Raw genomic sequence first — 23,506 nt, 5'->3', positions numbered from 1 at the left:
CAACAAGAAGTCACAGATTCGGCAATAGTTGCAGCAAACCATAATGTATAGAACGAGGTGTGAGGAGAACAGGAACGATGTCTAATATCTTGTGGAAATCATTGGTGGTCAGTCCAGCAGTTTTAGGAGCCACAATGTTGGTTTCAGCAACTGCGATCGCAGCTCCTAATAGCGCCACCCCTGAAGTCATCAAAACAGATTTATCAACCAGCCAACAACAAGGCAATTCTACACAAACAGAATATACTGCTTCTGTTGGCGCAACAGAAATGCCACAGCAGTCAGATATCCTGGCTCAGGTACAACAACAAACACAGGTACAACAGCTAGCTCAAGTACAGCAGCAAACAGAAGTTAACGTCCTAGAGCAAGTTAACCAATATGGCAGCGAAGGGAAAACTACTAATTCCCAAGCGCAAGTGACATCGGTTTCTCAGTTCTCCGACGTACAACCAACTGACTGGGCATTCCAAGCACTTCAGTCCTTAGTTGAGCGCTATGGCTGTATTGCAGGTTATCCCAACGGCACATATCGTGGTAATCGTCCTTTGACCCGTTATGAATTTGCCGCAGGTTTAAATGCTTGTTTGGATCGGGTCAATGAATTAATTGCCACAGCGACAGCTGAGTTAGTCACCAAAGAAGATTTGGCGACCTTGCAGCGGTTACAAGAAGAATTTTCCGCAGAACTAGCAACCTTACGTGGTCGTGTAGATGCATTAGAAGCACGGACAGCGGAGTTGGAAGCTAACCAGTTCTCAACTACAACCAAACTAGTTGGTGAAGCGATCTTTGCTCTCACTGATACTTTTGGTAATGATGATAATGCTGACAACAACACTGTTTTCCAAAACAGGGTTCGTCTAGATTTGCAAACCAGCTTCACAGGTAGAGATGTTTTACACACCCGTCTTGCAACTGGGAATGCCCAGAGATTAGACATTGGTGCTGACGGTAGTGCTGAAGGTCTACAAACTTTTAACATTACTGGTGATCCTAATAACAGCAACGACGTCTTTATAGACTGGTTGTCATACTACTTCCCATTGGGTGATAATGCCAGAGTTTATGTTGCTGCCACTGGTGGTATTTGGAGCGACGTTGCTGCTACCGTTAACCCTTACTTTGAAGATTACGACGGTGGTAATGGTGCGTTGTCTACCTTTGCTTCTGAAAATCCCATCTTCCGTATTGGTGGTGGTGCTGGTGCAGCAGTTAACTTCGGCTTTGGCGAAAGACGCAGTTTCCTTCTACCAACTTCAGTCACCGTGGGTTACTTGGGGTCTGAACCGAATAATCCTGGTATAGGTTCAGGTATATTCAACGGCAACTATGCTGCTCTAGGACAACTAAACTTTAATTTAAGCGATCGCTTAGCAATAGCAGCAACTTACGTTCATGGCTATCATGGTGCAGGTAGTTCTCTATTCGATGCGGGTTCTGTAAATAACTCTGTAGTCGGTACTGCTCAAGCTAATAACTTGAGTGTTACAGACGGATCTTCTAGTAATTCCTACGGTATATCAGCTGCTTTTAGACCCAGTGATAGATTGTCTGTAAGTGGCTTCGTTTCTTACCATGATGTTACTGGCTTTGGATCTAACGATGACTTTGAAGCTTGGACCTATGGTGTAGGAGTTGCTTTGCCTAACTTCGGAAAAGAAGGCAACGTACTGGGTATTTTCGCTGGTGCTGAACCCTATTCTCTCAACAGAGTTGCAGGCGTTAGAGATGGTGATGTACCGTACCACATTGAAGGCTTCTACAAATACCAAGTCAGCGATAATATTTCCATCACTCCTGGCGTCATCTGGTTAACCGCTCCTGGTCAAAGTAGCGATAACGACGATGCCATCATCGGTACACTCAGAACAACCTTTACTTTCTAATTTGGTTAGTTGTTGGTAGTTGGTTGTTGATTGGTAGTTTTTTCCAATGCTGAAGAAACAACCAACAATAACAAAAATATTTTCCCCGCCTCAGGGCGGGGTTTTTTATGTTTTTAATCGTAAAAATAACAAACCCCAGTGGAGAACCGGAGTATACTAAAAAAGTAAAAGGATCATTTCTTTCCCATTCTCGACCGTGGAACTATCGTGTAAATCAGAATACGCAATTTTAGCCATGTTAGAATTGGCAGTCCACTACCAAAGTGGAGAACCGCTGCAAATTCGTCAAATTGCAGCACAACAGAATATACCTGACCGCTATCTAGAACAACTGTTAGCAATCTTGAGGCGTGGGGGTCTAATCAAGAGCCAACGAGGATCAAAAGGTGGTTATTTGTTGGCACGAGAACCTTGGAAAATCACGCTTTTTGAAGTTTTGGGATGTGTGGAAGGCTTAGATAGGGTGCATACGTCTGAAGAAGATCAGCCTAAAACTGTAGATGGTGCTGTTGTAGAAGAAATTTGGCAAGAAGCACGTCAAGCAGCAAATTCAGTTTTACAAAAATACACACTTGCCGAACTTTGTGAAAAACGAGATTCCCGACGGCAGTTAGATATTATGTACTACATTTAGTGATTTGTTGATTGTTGGTTGTTGTTTGTTGGTTGTTCCGATCAACTATCAACCACTAACCACCAACACAGTAGAATTGACCAAGGACAAAATAATGCGAATTGCTCGTAACATTACAGAACTGATTGGGCGTACACCCTTAGTACAGCTCAACCGTATTCCCCAAGCAGAAGGCTGTGTAGCCGAGATTGTCGTAAAGTTGGAAAGTATGAATCCAGCAGCATCAGTCAAAGATCGTATTGGGATCAGCATGATTAATGCTGCCGAAGAGGAGGGATTGATTACTCCTGGCAAAACAGTATTAGTAGAACCCACTTCTGGCAATACAGGCATAGCCTTAGCAATGGTGGCAGCAGCTAAAGGTTATCGGTTGATTTTAACAATGCCAGAGACAATGAGTGCTGAACGACGGGCGATGTTGCGGGCTTACGGTGCAGAACTCGAACTCACCCCAGGAATTGAAGGTATGAGTGGCGCGATTCGGCAAGCACAAGAGATTGTTGACAAACTACCCAATGCTTATATGTTGCAGCAATTTCGTAATCCTGCTAACCCGCAAATTCACCGGGAAACAACAGCAGAAGAAATCTGGGAAGATACTGAAGGTAAAGTAGATATACTTGTAGCAGGGGTTGGGACTGGTGGCACAATTACGGGTGTGGCGGAAGTAATCAAAGCACGCAAACCAAGCATGAAGGCGATCGCAGTCGAACCAGCCAACAGTCCAGTTTTATCGGGAGGAAAAGCCGGCCCACACAAAATTCAGGGGATTGGGGCAGGATTTATTCCTCAAGTACTGAAGGTAAAATTAATTGACGAAATCATTACTGTCACCGATGATGAAGCGATCGCCTATGGTCGGCGTTTGGCAAGAGAGGAAGGATTACTTTCTGGCATTTCCAGTGGGGCTGCTTTGTGTGCAGCAATTCGTGTTGCCCAGCGTCCGGAAAATGAGGGACGCTTAATTGTGATGGTTCAGCCCAGTTTCGGGGAAAGGTATCTCAGTACACCTTTGTTTCAAGACTTAATAGAAGCCAGAGTAGGCAACATTTAAATGAGAACTTGTCCAAACTGTTAAAATTTTGAAGGCAGGTAAACTCAAGTTTTCACCTACCTTTCATCCCCGCGCTCTCTAGTGACGGGGCTTTCAGGATGTTCTCTACAATGGTAAGTAATAACCACTACGAAACTCTTAAAGTAAATCCAGACGCTAGCCAAGCAGAGATTAAGCAAGCCTATCGCCGTTTGGTCAAACAATATCATCCTGATAGTAATCAAGAAACGGCGGATAGTGAGCAAATTATCCGTATTAATGCAGCGTATGAAGTCTTGGGTGATGCTGAGAATCGCAAAAGTTATGACCGACGAATTTATCACAAACTAAAACAAAAATCCAGCAGCAGACAACAGCGCAGTACTGCTGCTGGGCAGCAATACCAAACAAAAAAACAAACAGGACGAGACATTGATGAGCAGATTGAAGAATGGCTACGTCAAGTTTATCAACCAGTTAGTCGCTTGGCATATGTGATTCTTTATTCTTTGAAAACACAAATTGAAAAACTAGCAGCAGATCCCTTTGATGATGATCTTTTAGAAGATTTTCAGAAATACTTAGAAAATTGCCGAGAAGACCTGAAACAGGCACAAACTTCTTTTAGTTCCCTACCCAATCCCCCTAGTTTAGCAAGAGTGGCGGCTCATCTTTATTACTGCCTCAATCAAATTAGTGATGGACTAGATGAATTGGAATATTTTCCCTTGAACTACGACGAAAGTTATTTGCACACAGGTCAAGAAATGTTTCGTATTGCCAAGGGATTGTACCGCGAGGCGCAAGAGTCAGTCGCAGTTTATAAGGGGTAGGTTGAAAATCCCGTATATTCATGTGTTGCATTCAGTATACTTCTTGCAAAAAAACGAACACAGATAAACACAGATAAACACCGATCAAAAAATCTGTGTTCATCTGTGTGCATCTGTGTTCGTAATAAAGAATTATCCTGATTTTTGCAAGAGATTTAATCTACTAAAAATAGACACCCAACTCAAGAGTCACTAAACTGCTCAATGATTCCCCCACCCAAAACTTTTTCTCCTTCGTACCAAACCGCCGCTTGTCCAGGCGTAATGCTGAATTGAGGTTCATCGAAAACGAGCCGTACACGGGAGTTTTCCAAGGGAATGACGGTGACTGGTACGGGGTGAGAACGATAGCGGATTTGCACTTCTGCACGAATCGGACTTGCAGGTTCGGCGATCGCAACCCAATTCACCCGATTCACGGTACATTCTGGTTGAGTAGCCTTAGTGCGATCGCCTACAATCACTTTGTTGTTAACTGCATCTAAAGCGATCACATACAATGGTTCAGCAGCAGCGATTCCCAAACCTTTGCGCTGCCCAATCGTGTAATGATGGACACCATCGTGCTGACCTAGCACCTTGCCATCCATGTCAACAATATCACCTTGCTTGGGAGCAAGATACTTATCCAAGAATGCCCGCATAGAACCATTGGCTTCCACTAAGCATAAGTCTTGGCTTTCCGGTTTGTCAGCTGTTTTGAGATTGTATTCACTAGCTATGCGGCGGGTATCGCTCTTTTGCATTTCACCTAGAGGAAATACCGTACCTGCCAGTAAATCCTGAGACAAATCATAAAGAAAATAACTCTGATCTTTGTTGCGATCAATCGCCCGCAGGAGTTCGTAACGTCCAGTTGCTTCGTTATAGCGAATCCGGGCATAATGACCTGTAGCAATGCGATCGCACCCCAAATTTTCGCGAGCATACTGCAACATCGGGCCGAATTTCACTGTTTTATTGCACTGAGAACAAGGCAGAGGTGTGATACCACTACTGTAACCAGCTACAAGGTAATCGACAATGTTTGTCTGAAAAACGTCCCGAATATCAACAACGTGATGGGGAATACCCAGCTGTTCACAGATAGAAGCCGCATCAATCATACCTTCAGAGCAACATTGACCCTTTCCTTTCATCAGCCAAAGGGTCAAACCAATCACTTCATAGCCCTGATTGTGCAAAATGGCGGCGGCGGTAGAACTATCAACACCGCCAGAAAGTCCTACTACGACTTTTTTCATATCCGTAAATATATTGCTAGGTTGTTCTTTCTAAACCTTTCAAAAATTATAGCGATTTTCTACAGTTACCTGTCTTTCCTTCTGCCTTCTGCCCCCCGGTGGGCGTAAGGGGGTTTCTACCAGTTGACGTCGTGCCCTCTGCCTTTCTTGATGTAAAAATTTAGTTTCCGTAGAAAATATTATTTTAATTTTCTTTTGTTACCATAGTCGATTGCATGGTCAATTTTACTTATGATATTTCAGCACTTTACCCAACAATCTTTTATTTTACGTGGTCTATTGGGAGGATGCTTAATTTTGATTTGTCACTCCACTCCCACACCAGCACAAATCAATACTAGCAACAACAGTCTTTTAGTACAAACACCCCTACCAATTCCGCCCAGTGACAACAATCTCCTACCGCCCGTACCAACCAATAATCAAGAATTTACCATTCCTCAAGTAAATACAACTCCTCAACAGTATCTTCACAATCAGGATGCAATTCAATATCAAGTCACACCTTTGAATCAAAATAACCAAAACTTTGAACTTTACCTAGTTTATGTTGATAGTAACAATTCCCAAATCCTTCAACAAGTACGTTTAATTGAACCTACAGCTTACATCAGACAATTTCAAGGACGTTCTGTTATTCAAGTTGGAATCTTTAGTAAACCAGCTAATGCCCAACAGCGCATCCAACAACTAGCAGCCTATGGTATTTCCGGGGCGCAAATTATTAGCTTTACTAACGGACAACAAATCCCGACTTCCTCCCAAAATTTTCACAATAATAATACTTACTATCTTCAGCCAAATTCTCAACTAGAGATATCTAAACCTTACTATGTAGCTGTCCCTGCCAAATCCACAGAAATTAATGCAATTGCTAACCAAATTAGAAGTAATGTTGAACAACAAATAGGTGTGAGTATAAAAAATCAACCGCGAGGTTCACACGTAGCAGTTGGGCCGTTTGCTGAAAGGCCACAAGCAGAACAATGGAATAATTATCTGCGATCGCTCGGATTTAGAAATGCCAGAGTTTATTATGCAAGATAGGCTGATAGAGTTTATACCGTTTCACAATAAGTCTAATACATTTGGCTACCAGACAAGCAGAGGAATTTGTCTCAAGATTTTTGTGAAAAAGTATCACTTCCAACGAGGAACTTCTAAATTCAAACAAAAGTCTTTCCATAGTGGCACGTCAACATCCAGCACCACCCGTTACGAATAAAACAAACAAGTCAAATCCTCTTCCTTTGTGCCCTCTGTCTTGTTTTTGTTTGTTGAATCTCCCAAATAGCTCAACTTCAATATAATAATATGCCTATCTATAGATATAAATACCTATCTTTAGATAGATGCGAGCTATATGAATTTACTTTTACCGTAAAAAATGTAAATCCATCTACACACTCACTGGAGATGAGTTTTCAGTTCAGTTCGCCAAAGTTGCATAATTCGCAGCCAACGACGTGAAGTCAATTGCAGATATCAGGGGAACTTATCTACGTTGGATATCTCAAAATGAAGTCTCAGTGACAAGGCTTCTGACAACTGAACTCTAAATATTATGAAAATCGCACAAATAGCTCCATTATGGGAACAAGTTCCGCCTATTACCTACGGTGGAACCGAATTAGTCGTGAGTCGTTTGACCGATGAATTGGTACGCAGAGGTCACGAAGTCACATTATTCGCTTCCGGTGATTCCCAAACTCTAGCTCGTTTAGAAGCGGGTAGTCCACGTGCATTGCGCCTGGATAAAAGCATTAAAGAACCCGTAATGTACGAACTCATGCATGTTAGCAAAGTTTATCAACATGCTGCGGAGTTTGATATTATCCACTCCCACGTTGGGGCTTGGGCGCTGCCTTTGGCTAGTATGGTGTCAACACCAACGGTGCATACTCTGCATGGTATCTTTACCCGCGACAACAATAAAGTATTTAGGCAACACCATACGCAACCATACATCAGCATTAGTGATGCACAACGACTGTTAAATATCAACTACGTTGCCACAGTTTATAACGGCATCAGCATTGAAAAGTTTCCGTTTTTTGCTCAACCCCAAGATCCACCCTATCTGGCATTTTTAGGACGGTTATCGCCAGAAAAGGGACCGCAACACGCCATTGCGATCGCCAAACAAACAGGTTGGCACTTAAAGATGGCTGGTAAGGTGGATGTTGTCGATCAGAAATTCTTTGAACAAGAAATTGCTCCCCAGATTGATGGTAAGCAAATCGAATTTTTGGGTGAAGTCAATCACGATCAAAAAGCTGAATTATTAGGAAATGCAGCGATTACTCTCTTCCCAATTACTTGGTGTGAACCTTTTGGTTTGGTGATGGCTGAATCTATGGCGACTGGTACACCAGTAATTGCCATGAATATGGGTTCTGTATCAGAGGTAATCGCGCATGGCGAGACTGGTTATGTCTGCCAAAGCTATGAAGAAATGGCGGCGATGATACCCAAAGCTTTGGAACTAAATCGTCAAAAATGCCGAGAACACGTAGAAAATAAATTTAGCGTTGCTCAAATGGTTGATGGTTATGAAGCTGTCTACGAAAAAATCGTTGGAGAACGGAATTTCAGAAATTGGTTCAATACTATCCTGAGAAACTCTTTAGAATCAATTACATCTAGGGCTCGCTAGTATTTCTTAGCTTACCCCTTCTTAGGTAAAAGGGACAAGGAGGACAAGGGACACAGGGGAGACAACTAGACAATCTTATTTCCTGATCCCTAATCCCCGATCCCCTTTTAAAGCGATAATGCTTGTAATACAGCGGTGCTGAGAGGGGAACAGCCACCATGACATCACCAGAAATAGTGATCTGGCTACGAGAACGCACAGCCTTGGGAATTCTATCGCCTGAATCCTTGAGTGCGATCGCGCAAGCCCTTGAAGAAAAAGTTTTCCCAGCGAACCACAAAATAGCTACTGAAGCGACTGCTCCAGAGGCGCTTTATATTCTCTTGGAAGGTAAGCTCGAAAGTGAGAGCAGTAACAAAAATAACCCGAGTTTAACTGTTGGTTTTCTGCCTGGATCGATCATTCATTTACAAGAAATACTTTTAGATGAGTTAGCCCAACGCACAATCAATACTGTGACAGAATGTCATTTTTTGGTTGTACCTGCGATAGTATTTAAAGAAATAATTGGTAAATATCCGGAGATTGCTCAGGTTGTCTCCCGGATGCTGGCTCAAGAAGTAGCACAGTTAACCTCTGCTTTCAACTACGAACAGGAACGCTCTCTAGCATTACGCCCATATTTAGTTACCAAAGCCCGGCGTGGTATTGTAGGGACAAATCGCTATGCCGTGCGTCTACGAGAACAAATTCGCGAAGCTGCAAGCGATCGCACATCTGTATTAATTTTCGGCGAACCAGGGCTAGAAAAAGATAATGTTGCAGCCTTAATTCATTTTGGTTCCAAGTATCGCCGCGAACCAATTATCAAAGTTAACTGTGGTATCCTACAAACTAGTGGCGCAGAGTTATTTGGGCGTGCTGGTGGCAAAAGCGGACTTTTAGAATGGTTGGGAGAAGGTACTCTCATCCTCAACAATATCCAAGAAACTCCTCCAGAATTACTCCCAAAAATTAAACAATTATTACAAGATAATACGTATATTCCCGTAACTCGCTCCGGCGAACCAGACGCTGAACCCCACACCAGTCGCGCTCGCATTATGATAGTTGCGGAAAAAGCTCAGCCGCAAATCGAACGTTGCGTTGGCCGAATTATCAAAGTCCCGCCCCTACGGATACGCAAAGCTGATATTAATGCCCAGCTCGAATACTATATCAGTCTCTACACTCGTGCTAGAGGTATTCCCAAACCACATGTTACACCAGAAGCTCTACGTCGCTTGCAGTCCTATGACTTCCCTGGCAATTTAAAAGAGTTACAAAGCTTGGTAGAACGAGCAATTGTGCAAGCAGGAGAAGCAAGGGAGCTAACAGAAGAGATTTTCTGGTCAGCAGAAACTAAGAAAAAGCGATTTCGGCTAAATCTTTTGAACGCTTATCCCCGTTTGCGGAAGTTTCTTCGCAGTCCGTGGTGGCCAGATCGGATTAATTATGGCTTTACCGTTGCTGCTTTTGCGTTCATCGTTGCAGTATTATTTGTCGGGCCACAAACACGCGATCGCAATTTTGCTTTAAATCTATTCTGGGCTTGGTGGTGGCCTGTTTTTCTCTTCTTATTTCCCTTTCTGGGGCGGATTTGGTGTGCTGTTTGTCCGTTCATGATTTACGGTGAAATTACGCAGAAAATTTCAACACACTTGTTTCCTAAGCAACTCAAGCGCTGGCCACGAGAAGAAGCCGAAAAATGGGGCGGCTGGTTTTTGTTTGGCTTATTTACCCTAATTTTCTTGTGGGAAGAACTTTGGCAGTTGGAAAATACTGCTTATCTCTCCGGCTGTTTACTTCTGCTAATTACTGCTGGCGCGATGATTTTTTCTGCCATTTTTGAGAGGCGGTTTTGGTGTCGCTATCTTTGTCCCATCGGCGGGATGAATGGTTTATTCGCCAAACTTTCAATGACAGAACTCCGCGCCCAACAGGGTATTTGTTCTGCTACTTGCACCACCTACCAATGTTACAAAGGCGGGCCACAAAAAGGCGAAGGAATGGAAACCAACGGTTGTCCTTTATACTCTCACCCCGCCCAACTAGAAGAAAACAGAGATTGTGTACTATGCATGACTTGTCTCAAAGCCTGTCCCCATCGTTCAGTTGAGTTTAATTTGCGTCCCCCTGGGATTGAATTGTGGACAACTCATGTACCTCGGAAATATGAAGTCGCTTTGTTGTGTTTACTTTTAGGTGGAGTATATTTGCATCACCTAAGTGAGTTGCAATCCTGGCTAGGATTGCAAATAGATTTAAATCAGTTTTTCCCGCACTTAGGCTTTTCCCTACTAGCTTTGTTGATTCCAACAGCCGTCACTTTCCTAGCCTACGGGTTGATTAAAATCTATTGCTGGTTGAATAACTATATCTCCTCTGCGTCCTCTGCGTCCTCTGCGGTTAAAATCCCCAACCGAATTAAGGTGCGCTCATTTACAGAACTTGCCTATGGCTATTTACCGTTGGTATTAGGAGGTAACTTAGCTCATTATCTGCGCTTAGGCTTGGGTGAAGGAGGACGAATTTTACCAGTCTTTTTTGCAACTTTTGGTTTGGATGGTGGACAGTTGCCATTCGTGGTTGCACATCCGGCTGTAATAGCCTTTTTACAGGGAACAACTCTGATTTTTTCAGTACTGTTATCGATAGTACTTACACAAAAAATTGCTCGGCAACCATTGCGTGTAATGTTATGGCAACATTTAGCAGTGATCGCGTTGGGAGTAAGTATGTGGCAGATTATTGTGTCTCGGTAATGGTAAGAATTAATTATGTGTCATGGGGATTGGAGTTGTGAGAAATATCGTTTTTTTTATCGAACACCGATGTACACAGATGAACACAGATAGGTTATTCGTTGGTGCTTGGGAATTAGCGTTTTTGTGAGTTCAGATTAGATATTGATCAGGAATTAGCGACATACATTATGACTAATTTTTTACAGCCCCCACGCTTACGCATAGGCGAAGATAGCGAAGAAGAAAGACATGCTACTTGGCTGGAATTGTTTTATGATTTGGTGTTTGTGGTTGCAGTTTCTCAGCTTGCCCACAATTTGAAAGAAGATGTTTCGACCGCGGGATATTTAGGCTTTGTATTTCTATTTATACCTGTGTGGTGGTCATGGATTGGCACTACTATGTATGCCAACCGCTTTGATAGCGATGACATCGGACGGCGGTTGTTGGTTGCTTTGCAGATGTTGACGGCGGCAGCATTGGCTATTAACATCCATCATGGTTTGGGTGAAAGTGCGCCTGGGTTTGCTCTTGCTTATGCTTTCGGTCGAGCTGTGTTGATTGTAGAATACATCCGTGCTGGTATACATATTCCCGCAGCGCGTCCGTTGACAACACGTTATGCTACGGGTTTTGCGATCGCTGCTGTGTTCTGGTTAATCTCAGCATTCATACCTGCACCTTGGCGGTTTGTGCTGTGGGGAGTAGGAATTATCATTGACTTGATTACACCGTTCACAGCTACGAAATTCCAACTAAAATTACTCCCCCACGCCTCCCATTTACCAGAACGTTTTGGACTATTTACGATGATTGTCTTAGGTGAGGCAATTATTGCAGTTGTTGATGGTGTTTCTGAACAAAAATGGGAGGTTCTTAGTGTTATTGCTGCTATATTTGGTCTGGTGATTGCTTTTAGTGTGTGGTGGGTTTATTTTGATAACCTTGGTGGTACACCGATTCAAACGGCACGCGCAGAAGGGAAAATTTGGACTGTCGCCACCTGGCTGTATACTCATCTACCCCTAGTAATTGGTATTGCTGGGGCTGGAGTCGGTGTAGAAGAAGTATTAATTAGTGAACAAGCGATCGCCCTAAGCAATCCTATGCGATGGTTACTTTGTGGTTCTATTGCTTTATGCTACCTAGCTTTGGCTATCCTGCATCGCGTCGGTGTTATCCGTTATTGCAAAATTCGTTCTAAGTTCCGAGGTGTGGGGGCGATTGTTGTGATTGCGATCGCTATATTTGGTAAGGGTTTATTACCTGTTACAGTCATTGGACTTGTGGCTGTAGCTTGTGTCGTGCAAGTCGCCCAAGATTTATATCAGAGTCGTCCGACTACTCGCTTAGTAGATCCGGGGATTTAGCTGACTCACCTGCATATTCTCTAGATTTTCTGGCAATTTATTCAATGGGTATTAAATCAATGGAAAAGTGCCTGGTCTGTACCATTACTAAATCATGAAAAACAACACTTCCCGTCGTGTAGTTTTACAAGGTGTGATTGCCACTACAATTGTAATTGGGTTTGATCCAGCTAATCGTGTTTGGGTGACATCCGCTAGTGCTTCATCTTTGTTTGAAAGTTTGCCACCTCTAGATGGAGTACTTTACACAGATAACGCTTCACTCGCCACTGTTGCGGATGATTTTGGTCATATTGTGCATCGTCAAGCGATCGCTGCCTTAACACGTGACCAACGCTTACTGATCAATGATGAGCGCTTCGACTATGTAAAAGGTCAGTTGGTAGCCAATGATAATGGTGGGTGGGGTTATCTGTTGGAAGCTGCTAGCTTTTACACTCCCCCTGCTGTACCCAACAATAATGTATTGCTGACTAGGTTAAACTACATTCGTGGTACAGAACAAATAGAGGATAAATCTTACTTCAATTTCCTCAACCGTTTAGCACCTGTTGTTGCAACCCTCAAATCCATCGGTGTGTGGTCTTATCCTCATCCTTGGTTGAACTTATTTGTGCCAAGCAGTGTAGTAGAAAATTTTGTGAGTGAGGTTGCTAGCAATTTAACACTAGCCGACACAGGTCAAGGACCGATTTTGCTATATCCAGTTAAAACTAACTGCTTCCAACGGCCTTTGTTTCGAGTTCCCACAGAGGAGGCTATATTTCTGTTTGCCATCTTGCGAACCGCAGCACCACCAGAGGATACTGTTGTCAGACAGATGCTGACTGATAACCGGAGATTATTTGAACGCGATCGCGATTTGGGTGGCTACCAATATCCTGTAGGTGCAATTTCCTTTGACTCCAAAGATTGGCGACAACATTTTCGTCCAGTTTGGGGCAAGTTAGTGAGTGCCAAACGTCGCTATGATCCTGATAATTTATTAACACCCGGTCAGGGTATTTTCTAGTACAACAAGTCATTTCATGGCAAGGTTCGTGAGATTTTCCCGTGATTGAATAACTTAAAAATCTTAACTAGTAAAACCTGCACCTGAAGCGGCTTTCTCCTTCTGCCATCTGCCCTGGTGCCCTCTGCCTTCTATTTATCGTGTTGTCAGCTACAGTTCCATTCTTGAGAATCAGGCAAAAATTTAAATAATATTTCATTTTACTAATGCAGCTTTTCTGCACATCATGCTGCTGATTCATGAAACCTCGAATAATTGTCTGTGGTTTGGGACGCACTGGATATAAAGTTTTTCGTTTGCTGAGACAGCAGGGGGCGTTAGTCGTCGGCATTCATCATAAACCAGTTCCAGGCGAACGAGCAGGAGATGTCATTGTCGGCGATCTGCACGCAGCTAGCACCCTGAAAGCAGCTGGCATTCAGCAGGCGCACACCCTGGTTATAGCTGGAGGTGACGATGCACTCAATTTGCGAATTATGATGCAAGCGCGGGTATTGAATCCGCGGATTCGGATTATCAACCGCTTTTTTAACACCAGTTTAGGAGAAAGGCTGGATCATGCGGTTCCAGAACATTTGACTATGAGTGTTGCGGGATTGGCAGCACCAGTATTTACTTTTGCTGCATTGGGTAGCCAAGCAATTGGACAAATCAAGCTGTTTCAGCAAACTTGGCCAATTCACGAAGAATACATAGATGAACATCACCCGTGGCGCGATCGCAAACTCAGTGAGTTGTGGAACGATCAGACACGGATGCTGATTTACTACATGCCAGCAGAAGGTGAGGTGGATTTAGTCTCTGCCGTAGTCACGGGGCATAAATTAAAAGTAGGCGATCGCTTAATTGTGGGAACTCAACCCCGGATTCGGTGTATTCGGAGATCGATGATTGCCAAACTGCTGAAAGTATTTACCAGTCTACGACAGTTTCAGCAACATGCTCAAGCAGTGGTAGTCATGTCTATGGTATTGCTGGTGATTATTGCGATCGCTACGCTCATCTACACTTCCACCGAAAGAACTGTTTCTATTATTGATGCTCTCTATTTTGCTGTGGGTATGATTACGGGGGCAGGCGGTAACGATAAAGTTATTGAACAAGCCCCCACGAGTGTGAGATTATTTACCGTGTTGATGATGCTGGTAGGAGCTGCGGTCATAGGTCTTTTCTATGCCCTTCTTAACGATTTTGTTTTAGGTAGTCGCTTCAAACAATTTTTAGATGCTGCCCGAATTCCCCACCGCCATCATTATATTGTCTGTGGCTTAGGGGGAATTGGTATTAAAATTGTCCAGCAACTCCATAGCAGTGGCCATGAAGTCATCGTCATTGAACGTGATACTAATAACAGATTTGTCAACACGGCGCGAGGATTGGGTATTCCCGTCATTCACGGCGATGGTAGCTTTGCCGAAATTTTGAAAGTAAGTAACTTAGAGAATGCGGCTGCACTCATTGCTGTCACCAATGACGATGCCACAAACATGGAAATTGCTCTCAAAGCCAAAGCCATCACACCCAAAGTACCAGTGATTGTCCATTATGCAGATCCAGACTTTGCCCGCATGGCACAACAGGTCTTTGATTTTGAGGCTGTTTTAAGTCCCGCCGAACTTGCTGCGCCAGCCTTCGCCGCCGCCGCTTTAGGTGGACGCATCCTTGGCAATGGGATCACCGCCGATAGCCTTTGGGTAGCTTTTGCAACATTAATTACACCTTCCCATCCTTTTTGTGGGCAACGGGTGAAAGATGCAGCGATGGACGCGGATTTTGTGCCGTTGTATGTGGAGACAAATAACCAGGAAATTCACGGTTGGGATTTACTGGAAATCAATCTCAGTGCAGGAGATATTTTATACCTGACCATGCCAGCAAATCGTTTGCATCAGTTGTGGCGTTATACACCTTCACAGGTGATGGCAAGTTAAAAATGGACGTGTGGCTGTTTGATATCGCGTAGCGTGGAGGCATTCGCCTTCTCTAATTTCAGCAGCGATATTTTTTAGATAATCAGGTTCATGGGAAATTTTTGTTAATCAAGAGTCATTCAGCAATTTTAAAAGGTTATCTAAAAAAATCTCTTCGGTTCGATACTGCACAATTTCCAAAAAGTTTTCTAAATAAGAAACCCGATTTCTTTGTAGAAATCGGGTATAAATGATGCTGAATCTATTTAATAGTAAGCAGTTTAGCGCTTAATTGAGTGCTAAAGCACTCGCTACAAACACTGTAACGTTTCCTTGAGGCAGCCTGTTAAACAGGAATTTGAGTTTCAGCTTCTAGCTTAGCCAATCTTTCTGCAAGAAGTTGTTCTAAGGTTTCTAAGGCTTTGGTGAAACCTTTGATACCTTCATCTAATTTTTCTGATGCCATGCGATCAGCAGTGTGCATCTTGTCAAAGGTGGCTTTGTCCATAGAAATTTTTTCAATAGCCATCCCTGATGCTTTGCTAGCATCAAGTTTACGAGGCAGTTCTCCAATTGTTGCCTGTAACTCACCTAGTAGCGCGGGAGAAATGGTCAGCAAATCGCAACCTGCCAATTCAGTAATTTCACCTAAATTACGGAAACTAGCTCCCATAACTTCGGTTTTGTAACCAAATTTTTTGTAGTAGTTGTAGATTTTTGTGACAGATAATACTCCTGGATCTTCTGCTGAGGGGTAACTATCCCGTCCGGTTTCTTTTTTGTACCAGTCGAGAATACGTCCAACGAAGGGAGAAATGAGAGTTACACCAGCTTCTGCACAGGCGATCGCTTGGTGAACACCAAACAACAAGGTGAGATTACAGTGAATTCCTTCTTTTTCCAAAATTTCGGCAGCACGAATACCTTCCCAAGTGGAAGCAATTTTAATTAGAATGCGTTGGCGAGAAACTCCCGCTGCTTCGTATTGAGCAATCAACTCTCGTGCTTTGGTGACAGTAGCTTCTGTGTCGTAAGATAGGCGTGCATCCACTTCTGTGGATACTCGTCCAGGGATGATTTGCAAAATCTTCAATCCAAAAGACACTGCTAAACGGTCAAATGCCAAAGAAACTACTTGAGCTTGAGATGCACCAGAACCAAGGTCTTTTTTTGCTTGCAGTAAAGTTTGATCAACTATTTCTTGATATTCCGGCATTTGTGCTGCCGCTGTAATCAAGGAAGGGTTAGTAGTCGCATCTTGTGGCTTGAATTTTTCAATTGCTTGAATGTCTCCAGTATCTGCGACCACAACGGTCATTTCTCGCAATTGTTCCAGTAAATTCTTTGACATGGTTTACCTCTTGAATTTTGTTTTTCAGGACTTATATGACTGGGTTGTAGTGGTTTTGATAGCTGAGTAGATGGTAATAAGTAATTGGTGAGACTACTTGCCGTCTTGGCTTGGTGCCAGATGGCACTTGTAGCGAACCCAAAGGGTAATTGGAAATTAATATATCTTTCATTACTTATTACCAATTACACCGAAAGATTTTCGCAAAAGCCCTGATTGAATTCCCTCCAGCCCTATTCTAGGCAAGTTCTGTCGAGATTGATTGTGTGATTGTATGCAGTTTTTTAAATCATTTTGCATTTTTCGTTATGAGGGGATATTTACAACCCCAGTCACCATAATTATTTGGACAAATTTTTGCTCGTTGTAATGCTTATATAAATGAATATTTAAATCACAAATTCTTCAGCTTTTTTTCAGTATTGGCACTGAAGATTAAGTAAGTTTTTAGTTTAAAAAAAGAGTTTTTATATAATTTAATAATTATTTCTCTATATGTCATTTTGTGTAATTATATAATTCTGATTTGCACGGCGAAGGAATTTGCTCTCGGTATTCGCTGTCATTGGAGTATCGAAAATTGCCGACCTTAGGTGAAAGATGTTGTGTTGAAAGAAGATATTTTGACAATCCGTATGGGCAATGCTCCAGTAAATCTTTCTATTATTCGCGCGATCGCACTTGGGAAGTGAGTGGAAAACGAAATCACTTCAAGCACAACAAAATAGTATTACATTAGTTAATGTCTTAGTGGTTCAAAAATTATCTTTTTCACCACCAAGACACCAAGAAAATTCATTTCAAGACTGACACTTTAACAGGGTGAGACTAGGAAAGCTAATCTTTGTTATAGGAAAGTCGGGCTATAAAATTGCAAGCGTCCGTAACCAAGAAATTGCCCGTAACTTTTCTCCCCCGCAGGAAAGGCTTTGACACCAAACAGATAAACTCCGCTAACTCCCGGATTTTGGTAAGGTTTAAGAGCAATAGTGATTGTTTTACCTGGTGGTATTGGTGGATCAAATGTCAGTGATACTGTTCTGGTTTTGCGATCGCTTGTCACGTCTTTGAGTTGCAGTTTTTGCCCTTTATCGCGAGGCTTACCTTCAAAAACGATGGTCTCTTCTAAATCGAAGCGGACACGATCTACTCCTTCATGCTGGTTAATGGTAATTTTTTGCAGTGGTTCTCCAGCATTTTCAGGCAAGTTGATTGTGAAATAATATGTTGCACCCCAGGCATATGTTGTCTTGTAGGTAGTAATTGCTCCTTCTAGCGAAGGAGGTTGCACAAAATATACTGTGCCGTCTCTTAGCTGTACTGCTTGAGCTTTAAGGACAGCATCTGGTGCGATCGCCATCACTAAAGTTAGTGCTGTACCTAATAAAAATGGAAAGCGCATTGCTTTATTTGGCTAAGTTAGCCTCAGATATAAAATTAATTTTTGTTATTTCTATAATATATTTTATCACGTAAAATTAACTTGTATTTTTACTACTTAATATATTTGCAAATATTCTTTATTTAGTTATTAATTAGCCACAATCCGTGGGCTATGCAGCGTGCAAGCGCAGGGCCAAAACCCACTTTTACAGTTATCAGTTATCAATACTGATAACTGATTGAAGCAGTTTAGTTGCAGGCAAGTTGCGGGCAACTCAATTGCTTAGTCTGAATAATATTTATTGAAATCGCGTTAAGTATGAAATTAGGCTTTTCAAACATTTTTTCATGACAAAGTACGTAAGTATATATACTTTTACAAATATAAATGTAAAAGATAATTGAAATTAGTTGTCAAATTAACTTATTAAGTTAGAAACTAGAACTATAAATACAAGCAATTATTTATTCACCATGAATACCGTTTCTAGTTTCGGCTTCAAGCGTGCAGCTTGGCAATCAATTGTGATGCTGACTTTAGGCTTCTGGCTTAGTGCTAGTTTACTTTTAGACTGGGTGATTATGCCTAGCCTTTATGTGTCTGGTATGATCACACAAGCCAGTTTTGCTACAGCAGGTTACGTTATTTTCTGGAATTTTAACCGTATAGAATTATTAGCTGCTGGTTTAGTATTAACTGGTGTCTTAGCTCTCAATCAAACTCAATCTAAATGGTGGTCTGGTAGCCTGGTTTTATCGATACTGCTGTTAGCTATATCACTAACTACTACTTACTGGTTAACACCGGAAATGTCTGCTATCGGAATGCAACTAAATCTGTTTGAGACGACAGCAGAAGTTCCAGGCAATATGAATTTATTGCATGGTGGTTATTGGCTATTAGAAGTTATCAAATTAGTAGCAGGTGGTACGCTTTTAAGCTGGTGCTGGCGGCAATAGAATTTGTAGAAACGCACCATACATAGTGCGTCTCTACAACTCATCTTGAGAAGTGTCATCATTAAACCACAGCAGGCGTACAGCAAGTATGGCAAATCCCACAGCAGCGATCGCTTTTAACAACCTCGTGGGTAAAAATTCTGCCACAGCCCCACCTGCTAATGCTCCCAACAAACTAGTTAAGAGTAACGCACCGGCAGTTCCAAAAAACACAGCACGAGGAGATTGGCAACGCCCAGAAAGGGCGATCGCAGCTAGTTGACTTTTGTCGCCTAACTCAGAGAGAAAAACGGTGATAAAGCTCAATCCTAAAAGATGCCAGTTCATAAATTTTGTTGGTTGGTGATTGTTGATTGTTGGTTGTTGATTGTTGATTGATGGTTGGTGATTGTTGATTGTTGATTGATGGTTGTTGATTGATGGTTGTTTGAAGTTTTCCAACCAACAAACAACCACCAACAAAGAACAATTAATAAATTACATCCCAAAACAGCATAAGGGAAATCAACAGCAGCATTATTCCTGCTGCTTTTTCGACAGTTTTTGGAGAAAGGCGACTAGCGATCCAACTACCTAGAACTACACCTAATAAGCTAGTAGTTATCAGTGCTGCTGCGGAACCGACAAAAACAACCCAGGGTGAATGTGATTCCGCACTCATTAGTAAAGTAGATAGCTGGGTTTTATCACCAATTTCCGCTAGAAAAATGGTTAAGAAAGTGGTGGCGAAAATAGTTATGGGTGACTGCTTTTGAGTACAATCAGCAACAGCAGGTGATGGTGAAGTAACTGTAGTAATACTCGTATTGCTATCAATATTTTCTGTTATTTGTTGCTGAGTTTTAGAATATAGAGATGCGCTAGGGCGAGTCTCTACAGAGTTGTACTGAGATGTACTAGCGGCACTCATGGGTACGGAATCAAGTTTCACAGGCAGTAGTTTGCTCTAATTATTTTTCATATTCTTTTCATTTTCTCAGATTGTTGTTACAAATTGCAACCCTGCAATTAGAGAATTATTGCTTCTCACCACATCTGTCCTAAGGAACAAAGGCGGGGATTGATATCATATCCGACTAATTGCTTATGATATAAAGCTTGGGCATTAAGCATTACCATTACCAATTACCGACCCCAACGTATAATATGAGTGTTCAACTAGCAAGGTGTTAACTCACCAGCACTCACAAAACGTTCGACTGTAGAAACCAGTTCCTGTTCTACATAAGGTTTGGTAAGATAGGCGATCGCTCCCAGATGTTGCGCCATCTGACCGTAAATTTGCACACTTCGAGATGTCAGAATGATGACAGGTCTACGTCCTACCTGGGGATGCTGTTGCAGACGACTGAGGAATTCAAGTCCATTCATATGCGGCATTTCTAAATCAGAAATCACTAGCTGAATTTCAGGATGTTGCTGTAATTTTTCTAGTGCTTCTAAACCATTTTCTGCTTGCAAGACTTGATAACCAAATTTTTGCAAAGTCATGGAGAGAGTTTGACGAAAGCTAAGGTTGTCGTCCACAATCAGTATGACTTTGGATGCAGATGCTGAGTTTAACAATGGCAGAGATTGTGGAGTGTCTGTTGAGAGTTGGAACCAGCTGTTTTGTTGCAGAATATCTGCTACTGGTAGCCGCATGTATTCTAAGTGCGGTTGTATTCTTTGTTGCTGTGTTTGTGTTAACAAAGCGCCATCAATCACTAAAACCAGTGTCCCATCTGCTAAACTTGTACACCCATAAACATAGTTTGGTGGTGCGATCGCGCTTCCTAAAGGTCTAATGACTAGTTCTTGTTCACCAATGATTTGGTCAACAACTAAAGCTAAAATTTCTTGTTGGCAACGTAATAACAATACTGGTGAATTAAGCGAATTTACAAGAGATTCGCGATCGCAGTCACTATAAGGCATTAACTTTGCCATTTGCTGTAAAGTGACAATGCACTCATTGTGTTCTGTTTGCAAGTAAAGAACTTGTTTTCCATTAAATACTTTGATTTGCTCAGGAGTTGGTATGAGTATTTTCTCGATACTATCCAATAGTAGTGCGTAAGTCACACCCTCTGCTTGCACAAGCATCAGTTTTTCTGTTGTCATAGAAAAAGGAATCGTCAGGATAAATGTTGTTCCCTGTCCGGGTAGAGATTGTACTGTCACTGAACCATTGAGTGCTTGTAATTGCGATCGCACAATATCTAAACCCACTCCTCGTCCGGAAATTTCGCTGACTTGATCAGTGGTAGAAAATCCCGGTTGAAACAAGAATTCCAGGAGTTGATTTGATGCAATAGAAGTATTGTCTGCACTCAATAAACCAAGTTGCACGGCTTTGGTGTAAATCTTGTGGAAATTTAATCCTTGTCCGTCATCTCGGACTTCAATCACTGTTTGACTACCGCGATGGTAAGCAGAAATTTCAATTACACCTTGTTCTGGTTTACCTTGTTGACGGCGGACTTCTGGAAGTTCAATACCGTGGTCAAAAGCATTACGTAACAATTGCAGCAGAGGGTCATATAATTTTTCAGCGATCGCCTTATCCACCAAAACTTGTGTACCAATCAGTTGCAACTGTACCTGCTTGCCATATACTTGGCTTAGATGTTGCAACATGTGAGGAAAACGCTCTACAACGTATCCCAAAGGTAACATCCGTGCCGATACCAGCTGATCGATCACATTGAGTACTAAAGATTGCTGCTTGTGTTGCATTTGTTGGGATTGTTGTAGCACCGCATTGAGAGAATCTGTCGTCTTTTGTAATTGCAGTGTGTCTTCTAATCCATCTTGATGTTGATGTAATTGCTGCAACAACAGTTTGATAGCGTCTTTGAGTTTTTCATTTTGCAAATTGTAGCGTTGTTCGCAAATCAATAATTCTCCCACTAAATAATCAAGGCGTTGTAAATCCTCAACATCGACGCGTACGAATGTTTTCTGACGTGAAATTGGTGGGACATTTGGTTTCACGTCATTGTTGAGAATGATTTGAGACTCTGGTGTGACTAGAGAATGAGAATGAAGATTTTTTGGTATTTCTGATATTTGAATTGAAAAATTTTCTAAGTTTAATTTTTGGATTTTGTTACTCTGATAACTATCTTGTTCGATAGCTAATTCTTGTAATTGACAATTTTCTTCTATAATTTTATTATTAATACCAGGCAATATAATTTGCGAATTTTTAATGAAATTCTGTAATTTTTGACTTGCAAACCATTGTTTTTCTTGATGATTCACAGGTGGATATTGCTTGTATTCTTGGGCTACAGCTTTAATTTTTTCGCCAAGATTTTCCAGCACAACATTTTGAATTTTTCCTTTTTGAGCTTGTAGGCGTGACACTGCTAAAATGACGGTTAAAATTACGCCTTGGCGATAGAGGCTCAGGCTATAACTATCTTCTTTTTCAGAGATAAATTGCCAAAATTGTTGTAGCCAATCGGGAAAATTATCGTGGGTATGAAGATTTGCAAACTGGGGAACAAGTAAAGATAAATTAAGTTCAGAAGTAGGAATTTTTAATTCCTGTTCAAACCAAGCTAAAAGATAGTAGACAACTTGGAGATATAACTTTGCTATTTGAGGTTTTAAACACTTACCTTTAACTTGAAAATGTTGAGTTAAAAATTCATATAATTCTTCAATCTCTGCATTTAAATCAATTTCACTTGATGGTTGTATTTTTGTTGTCAATTGTTGCAAAGCCTGAGAAGGGGTGCCGCCTTGAGAGCGATCGCCTGCTAACACATCACTTTGGGCTTGTTGTAAATCAGCTAATGCTACTGCTGCTATTTTGAAAACTTCCTGTGGATGGGTTGCTAATGCCTTGATGATAGCTTCAGCAATATTACATAACCCTGGTAAATTTAACGACTCACCCAAGCCAAGGAATACCTCTGCTTCGGAACGTAATAACTCAGCGATCGCTTCAGCATCTGTAGTGGATTGCAATGCTGTTGCGATCGTCTCTAGCCTTTGTTGCACACCAGTTTCAAAAATTGACTGAATAATGTCAAATCCTAATTCTGCGGATGTGGGAATATGATTACTATCTGTAAATGCATCTCCTAGTTTTTCTTGTAACTTCGCGAACACTGTTGCTGAACGTTGCAAAATCTCTTGTTCATCGATAGTTGTTCCCGTCAATTCTGCTGTAATTGGTAAACGTAGACACTCATAAGCCTCTACCAGCAATGTTTGCAGTTGGGCATCTATAACAACATCAGGATGATAGAGAGATTTGACTACATCTTCTAGGTAATGCGCTACTTTACTAATGACTTCTAATCCGACATTAGCAGCTCCACCTTTGATTGTATGGGTTGCCCGCATCAAATTATGTACTTTGGCATTACTAAAATCAGTTGATAAACTAAACAGTTCTTGTTCAACTTGATGCAGTAATTCCGGTGCTTCTGCCAGGAAATAGATATAACCTTGTTCGCGAATTGCAGAGTCTGTGATCATGGTATCACTCGGGAGGTGGGGAGATGGGG

General features: G+C 41.9%; 18 protein-coding genes. 11 read left to right on the top strand and 7 right to left on the bottom strand.

Going from position 1 to position 23,506, the window contains the following annotated elements:
- Positions 1-77 precede the first annotated feature (77 nt).
- The 4 genes from UYI_RS0101000 to UYI_RS0100985 all read left to right on the top strand — a co-directional run bounded on the left by UYI_RS0101000 (position 78) and on the right by UYI_RS0100985 (position 4,389).
- A complete protein-coding gene (locus UYI_RS0101000) occupies positions 78-1,889 on the top strand; it encodes an iron uptake porin (RefSeq protein WP_016864831.1) in 1,812 nt (603 codons plus the stop codon).
- Between the two features lie 196 nt (positions 1,890-2,085).
- A complete protein-coding gene (locus tag UYI_RS0100995) occupies positions 2,086-2,523 on the top strand; it encodes an RrF2 family transcriptional regulator (protein ID WP_026085674.1) in 438 nt (145 codons plus the stop codon).
- A 94-nt stretch (positions 2,524-2,617) separates the two neighbouring features.
- On the top strand, positions 2,618-3,577 hold the full coding sequence (gene cysK, locus UYI_RS0100990; protein WP_026085673.1) for a cysteine synthase A: 960 nt from the start codon (positions 2,618-2,620) through the stop codon (positions 3,575-3,577).
- 110 nt (positions 3,578-3,687) lie between these two features.
- The gene (locus tag UYI_RS0100985) at positions 3,688-4,389 is read left to right on the top strand and encodes a J domain-containing protein (protein ID WP_016864828.1); all 702 of its coding nucleotides are present in this window, start codon (positions 3,688-3,690) and stop codon (positions 4,387-4,389) included.
- Positions 4,390-4,571: 182 nt separating this feature from the next.
- Here the strand turns inward: UYI_RS0100985 and mnmA are convergent, their stop codons facing one another.
- Positions 4,572-5,633: a tRNA 2-thiouridine(34) synthase MnmA gene (gene mnmA, locus UYI_RS0100980; protein ID WP_016864827.1), complete on the bottom strand. Its 1,062-nt coding sequence runs from the start codon at positions 5,631-5,633 to the stop codon at positions 4,572-4,574.
- Positions 5,634-5,864: 231 nt separating this feature from the next.
- Here mnmA and UYI_RS0100975 point away from each other — a divergent pair, with 231 nt between their 5' ends.
- The 6 genes from UYI_RS0100975 to UYI_RS0100950 all read left to right on the top strand — a co-directional run bounded on the left by UYI_RS0100975 (position 5,865) and on the right by UYI_RS0100950 (position 15,328).
- Complete coding sequence (locus UYI_RS0100975) at positions 5,865-6,680, top strand: SPOR domain-containing protein (RefSeq protein WP_016864826.1); 816 nt, start codon at positions 5,865-5,867, stop codon at positions 6,678-6,680.
- 517 nt (positions 6,681-7,197) lie between these two features.
- Entirely contained in the window at positions 7,198-8,289 is a 1,092-nt protein-coding gene (locus UYI_RS0100970; protein ID WP_009455025.1) for a glycosyltransferase family 4 protein, read from the top strand.
- A 158-nt stretch (positions 8,290-8,447) separates the two neighbouring features.
- Positions 8,448-11,033, top strand: a complete 2,586-nt coding sequence (locus UYI_RS0100965; protein ID WP_016864825.1) for a sigma 54-interacting transcriptional regulator — start codon at positions 8,448-8,450, stop codon at positions 11,031-11,033.
- A 170-nt stretch (positions 11,034-11,203) separates the two neighbouring features.
- Positions 11,204-12,385 carry a low temperature requirement protein A gene (locus tag UYI_RS0100960; RefSeq protein WP_016864824.1) on the top strand — a complete coding sequence of 394 codons (1,182 nt, stop codon included), beginning with the start codon at positions 11,204-11,206 and terminating at the stop codon, positions 12,383-12,385.
- 94 nt (positions 12,386-12,479) lie between these two features.
- Positions 12,480-13,397 (top strand): hypothetical protein, encoded by a 918-nt coding sequence (locus UYI_RS0100955; protein ID WP_016864823.1) that lies wholly within the window; start codon positions 12,480-12,482, stop codon positions 13,395-13,397.
- A 239-nt stretch (positions 13,398-13,636) separates the two neighbouring features.
- Positions 13,637-15,328: a potassium channel family protein gene (locus UYI_RS0100950; RefSeq protein WP_016864822.1), complete on the top strand. Its 1,692-nt coding sequence runs from the start codon at positions 13,637-13,639 to the stop codon at positions 15,326-15,328.
- 325 nt (positions 15,329-15,653) lie between these two features.
- Here the strand turns inward: UYI_RS0100950 and UYI_RS0100945 are convergent, their stop codons facing one another.
- The 3 genes from UYI_RS0100945 to UYI_RS0100940 all read right to left on the bottom strand — a co-directional run bounded on the left by UYI_RS0100945 (position 15,654) and on the right by UYI_RS0100940 (position 18,060).
- Positions 15,654-16,658 carry a transaldolase gene (locus UYI_RS0100945; protein ID WP_016864821.1) on the bottom strand — a complete coding sequence of 335 codons (1,005 nt, stop codon included), beginning with the start codon at positions 16,656-16,658 and terminating at the stop codon, positions 15,654-15,656.
- 31 nt (positions 16,659-16,689) lie between these two features.
- Complete coding sequence (locus tag UYI_RS37485) at positions 16,690-16,830, bottom strand: hypothetical protein (RefSeq protein ID WP_162140375.1); 141 nt, start codon at positions 16,828-16,830, stop codon at positions 16,690-16,692.
- A gap of 675 nt (positions 16,831-17,505) precedes the next feature.
- The gene (locus UYI_RS0100940; RefSeq protein WP_016864820.1) at positions 17,506-18,060 is read right to left on the bottom strand and encodes a DUF2808 domain-containing protein; all 555 of its coding nucleotides are present in this window, start codon (positions 18,058-18,060) and stop codon (positions 17,506-17,508) included.
- A 455-nt stretch (positions 18,061-18,515) separates the two neighbouring features.
- Here UYI_RS0100940 and UYI_RS0100935 point away from each other — a divergent pair, with 455 nt between their 5' ends.
- A complete protein-coding gene (locus UYI_RS0100935) occupies positions 18,516-19,001 on the top strand; it encodes a hypothetical protein (RefSeq protein WP_016864819.1) in 486 nt (161 codons plus the stop codon).
- Between the two features lie 33 nt (positions 19,002-19,034).
- Here UYI_RS0100935 and UYI_RS0100930 read toward each other — a convergent pair whose 3' ends face one another.
- From UYI_RS0100930 to UYI_RS0100920, 3 genes are all read right to left on the bottom strand, one after another.
- Positions 19,035-19,328: a TMEM165/GDT1 family protein gene (locus UYI_RS0100930; protein WP_026085672.1), complete on the bottom strand. Its 294-nt coding sequence runs from the start codon at positions 19,326-19,328 to the stop codon at positions 19,035-19,037.
- A gap of 142 nt (positions 19,329-19,470) precedes the next feature.
- Positions 19,471-19,911, bottom strand: a complete 441-nt coding sequence (locus UYI_RS0100925; protein ID WP_016864817.1) for a TMEM165/GDT1 family protein — start codon at positions 19,909-19,911, stop codon at positions 19,471-19,473.
- A 248-nt stretch (positions 19,912-20,159) separates the two neighbouring features.
- Positions 20,160-23,477 carry a hybrid sensor histidine kinase/response regulator gene (locus tag UYI_RS0100920; protein WP_026085670.1) on the bottom strand — a complete coding sequence of 1,106 codons (3,318 nt, stop codon included), beginning with the start codon at positions 23,475-23,477 and terminating at the stop codon, positions 20,160-20,162.
- Positions 23,478-23,506 lie beyond the last annotated feature (29 nt).

Origin of the sequence: Fischerella muscicola PCC 7414 (assembly GCF_000317205.1) — a bacterium.
In the GTDB taxonomy this organism is placed as follows: Bacteria; Cyanobacteriota; Cyanobacteriia; order Cyanobacteriales; family Nostocaceae; genus Fischerella; species Fischerella muscicola.
This window is presented reverse-complemented; position numbering and strand designations above follow the sequence as displayed.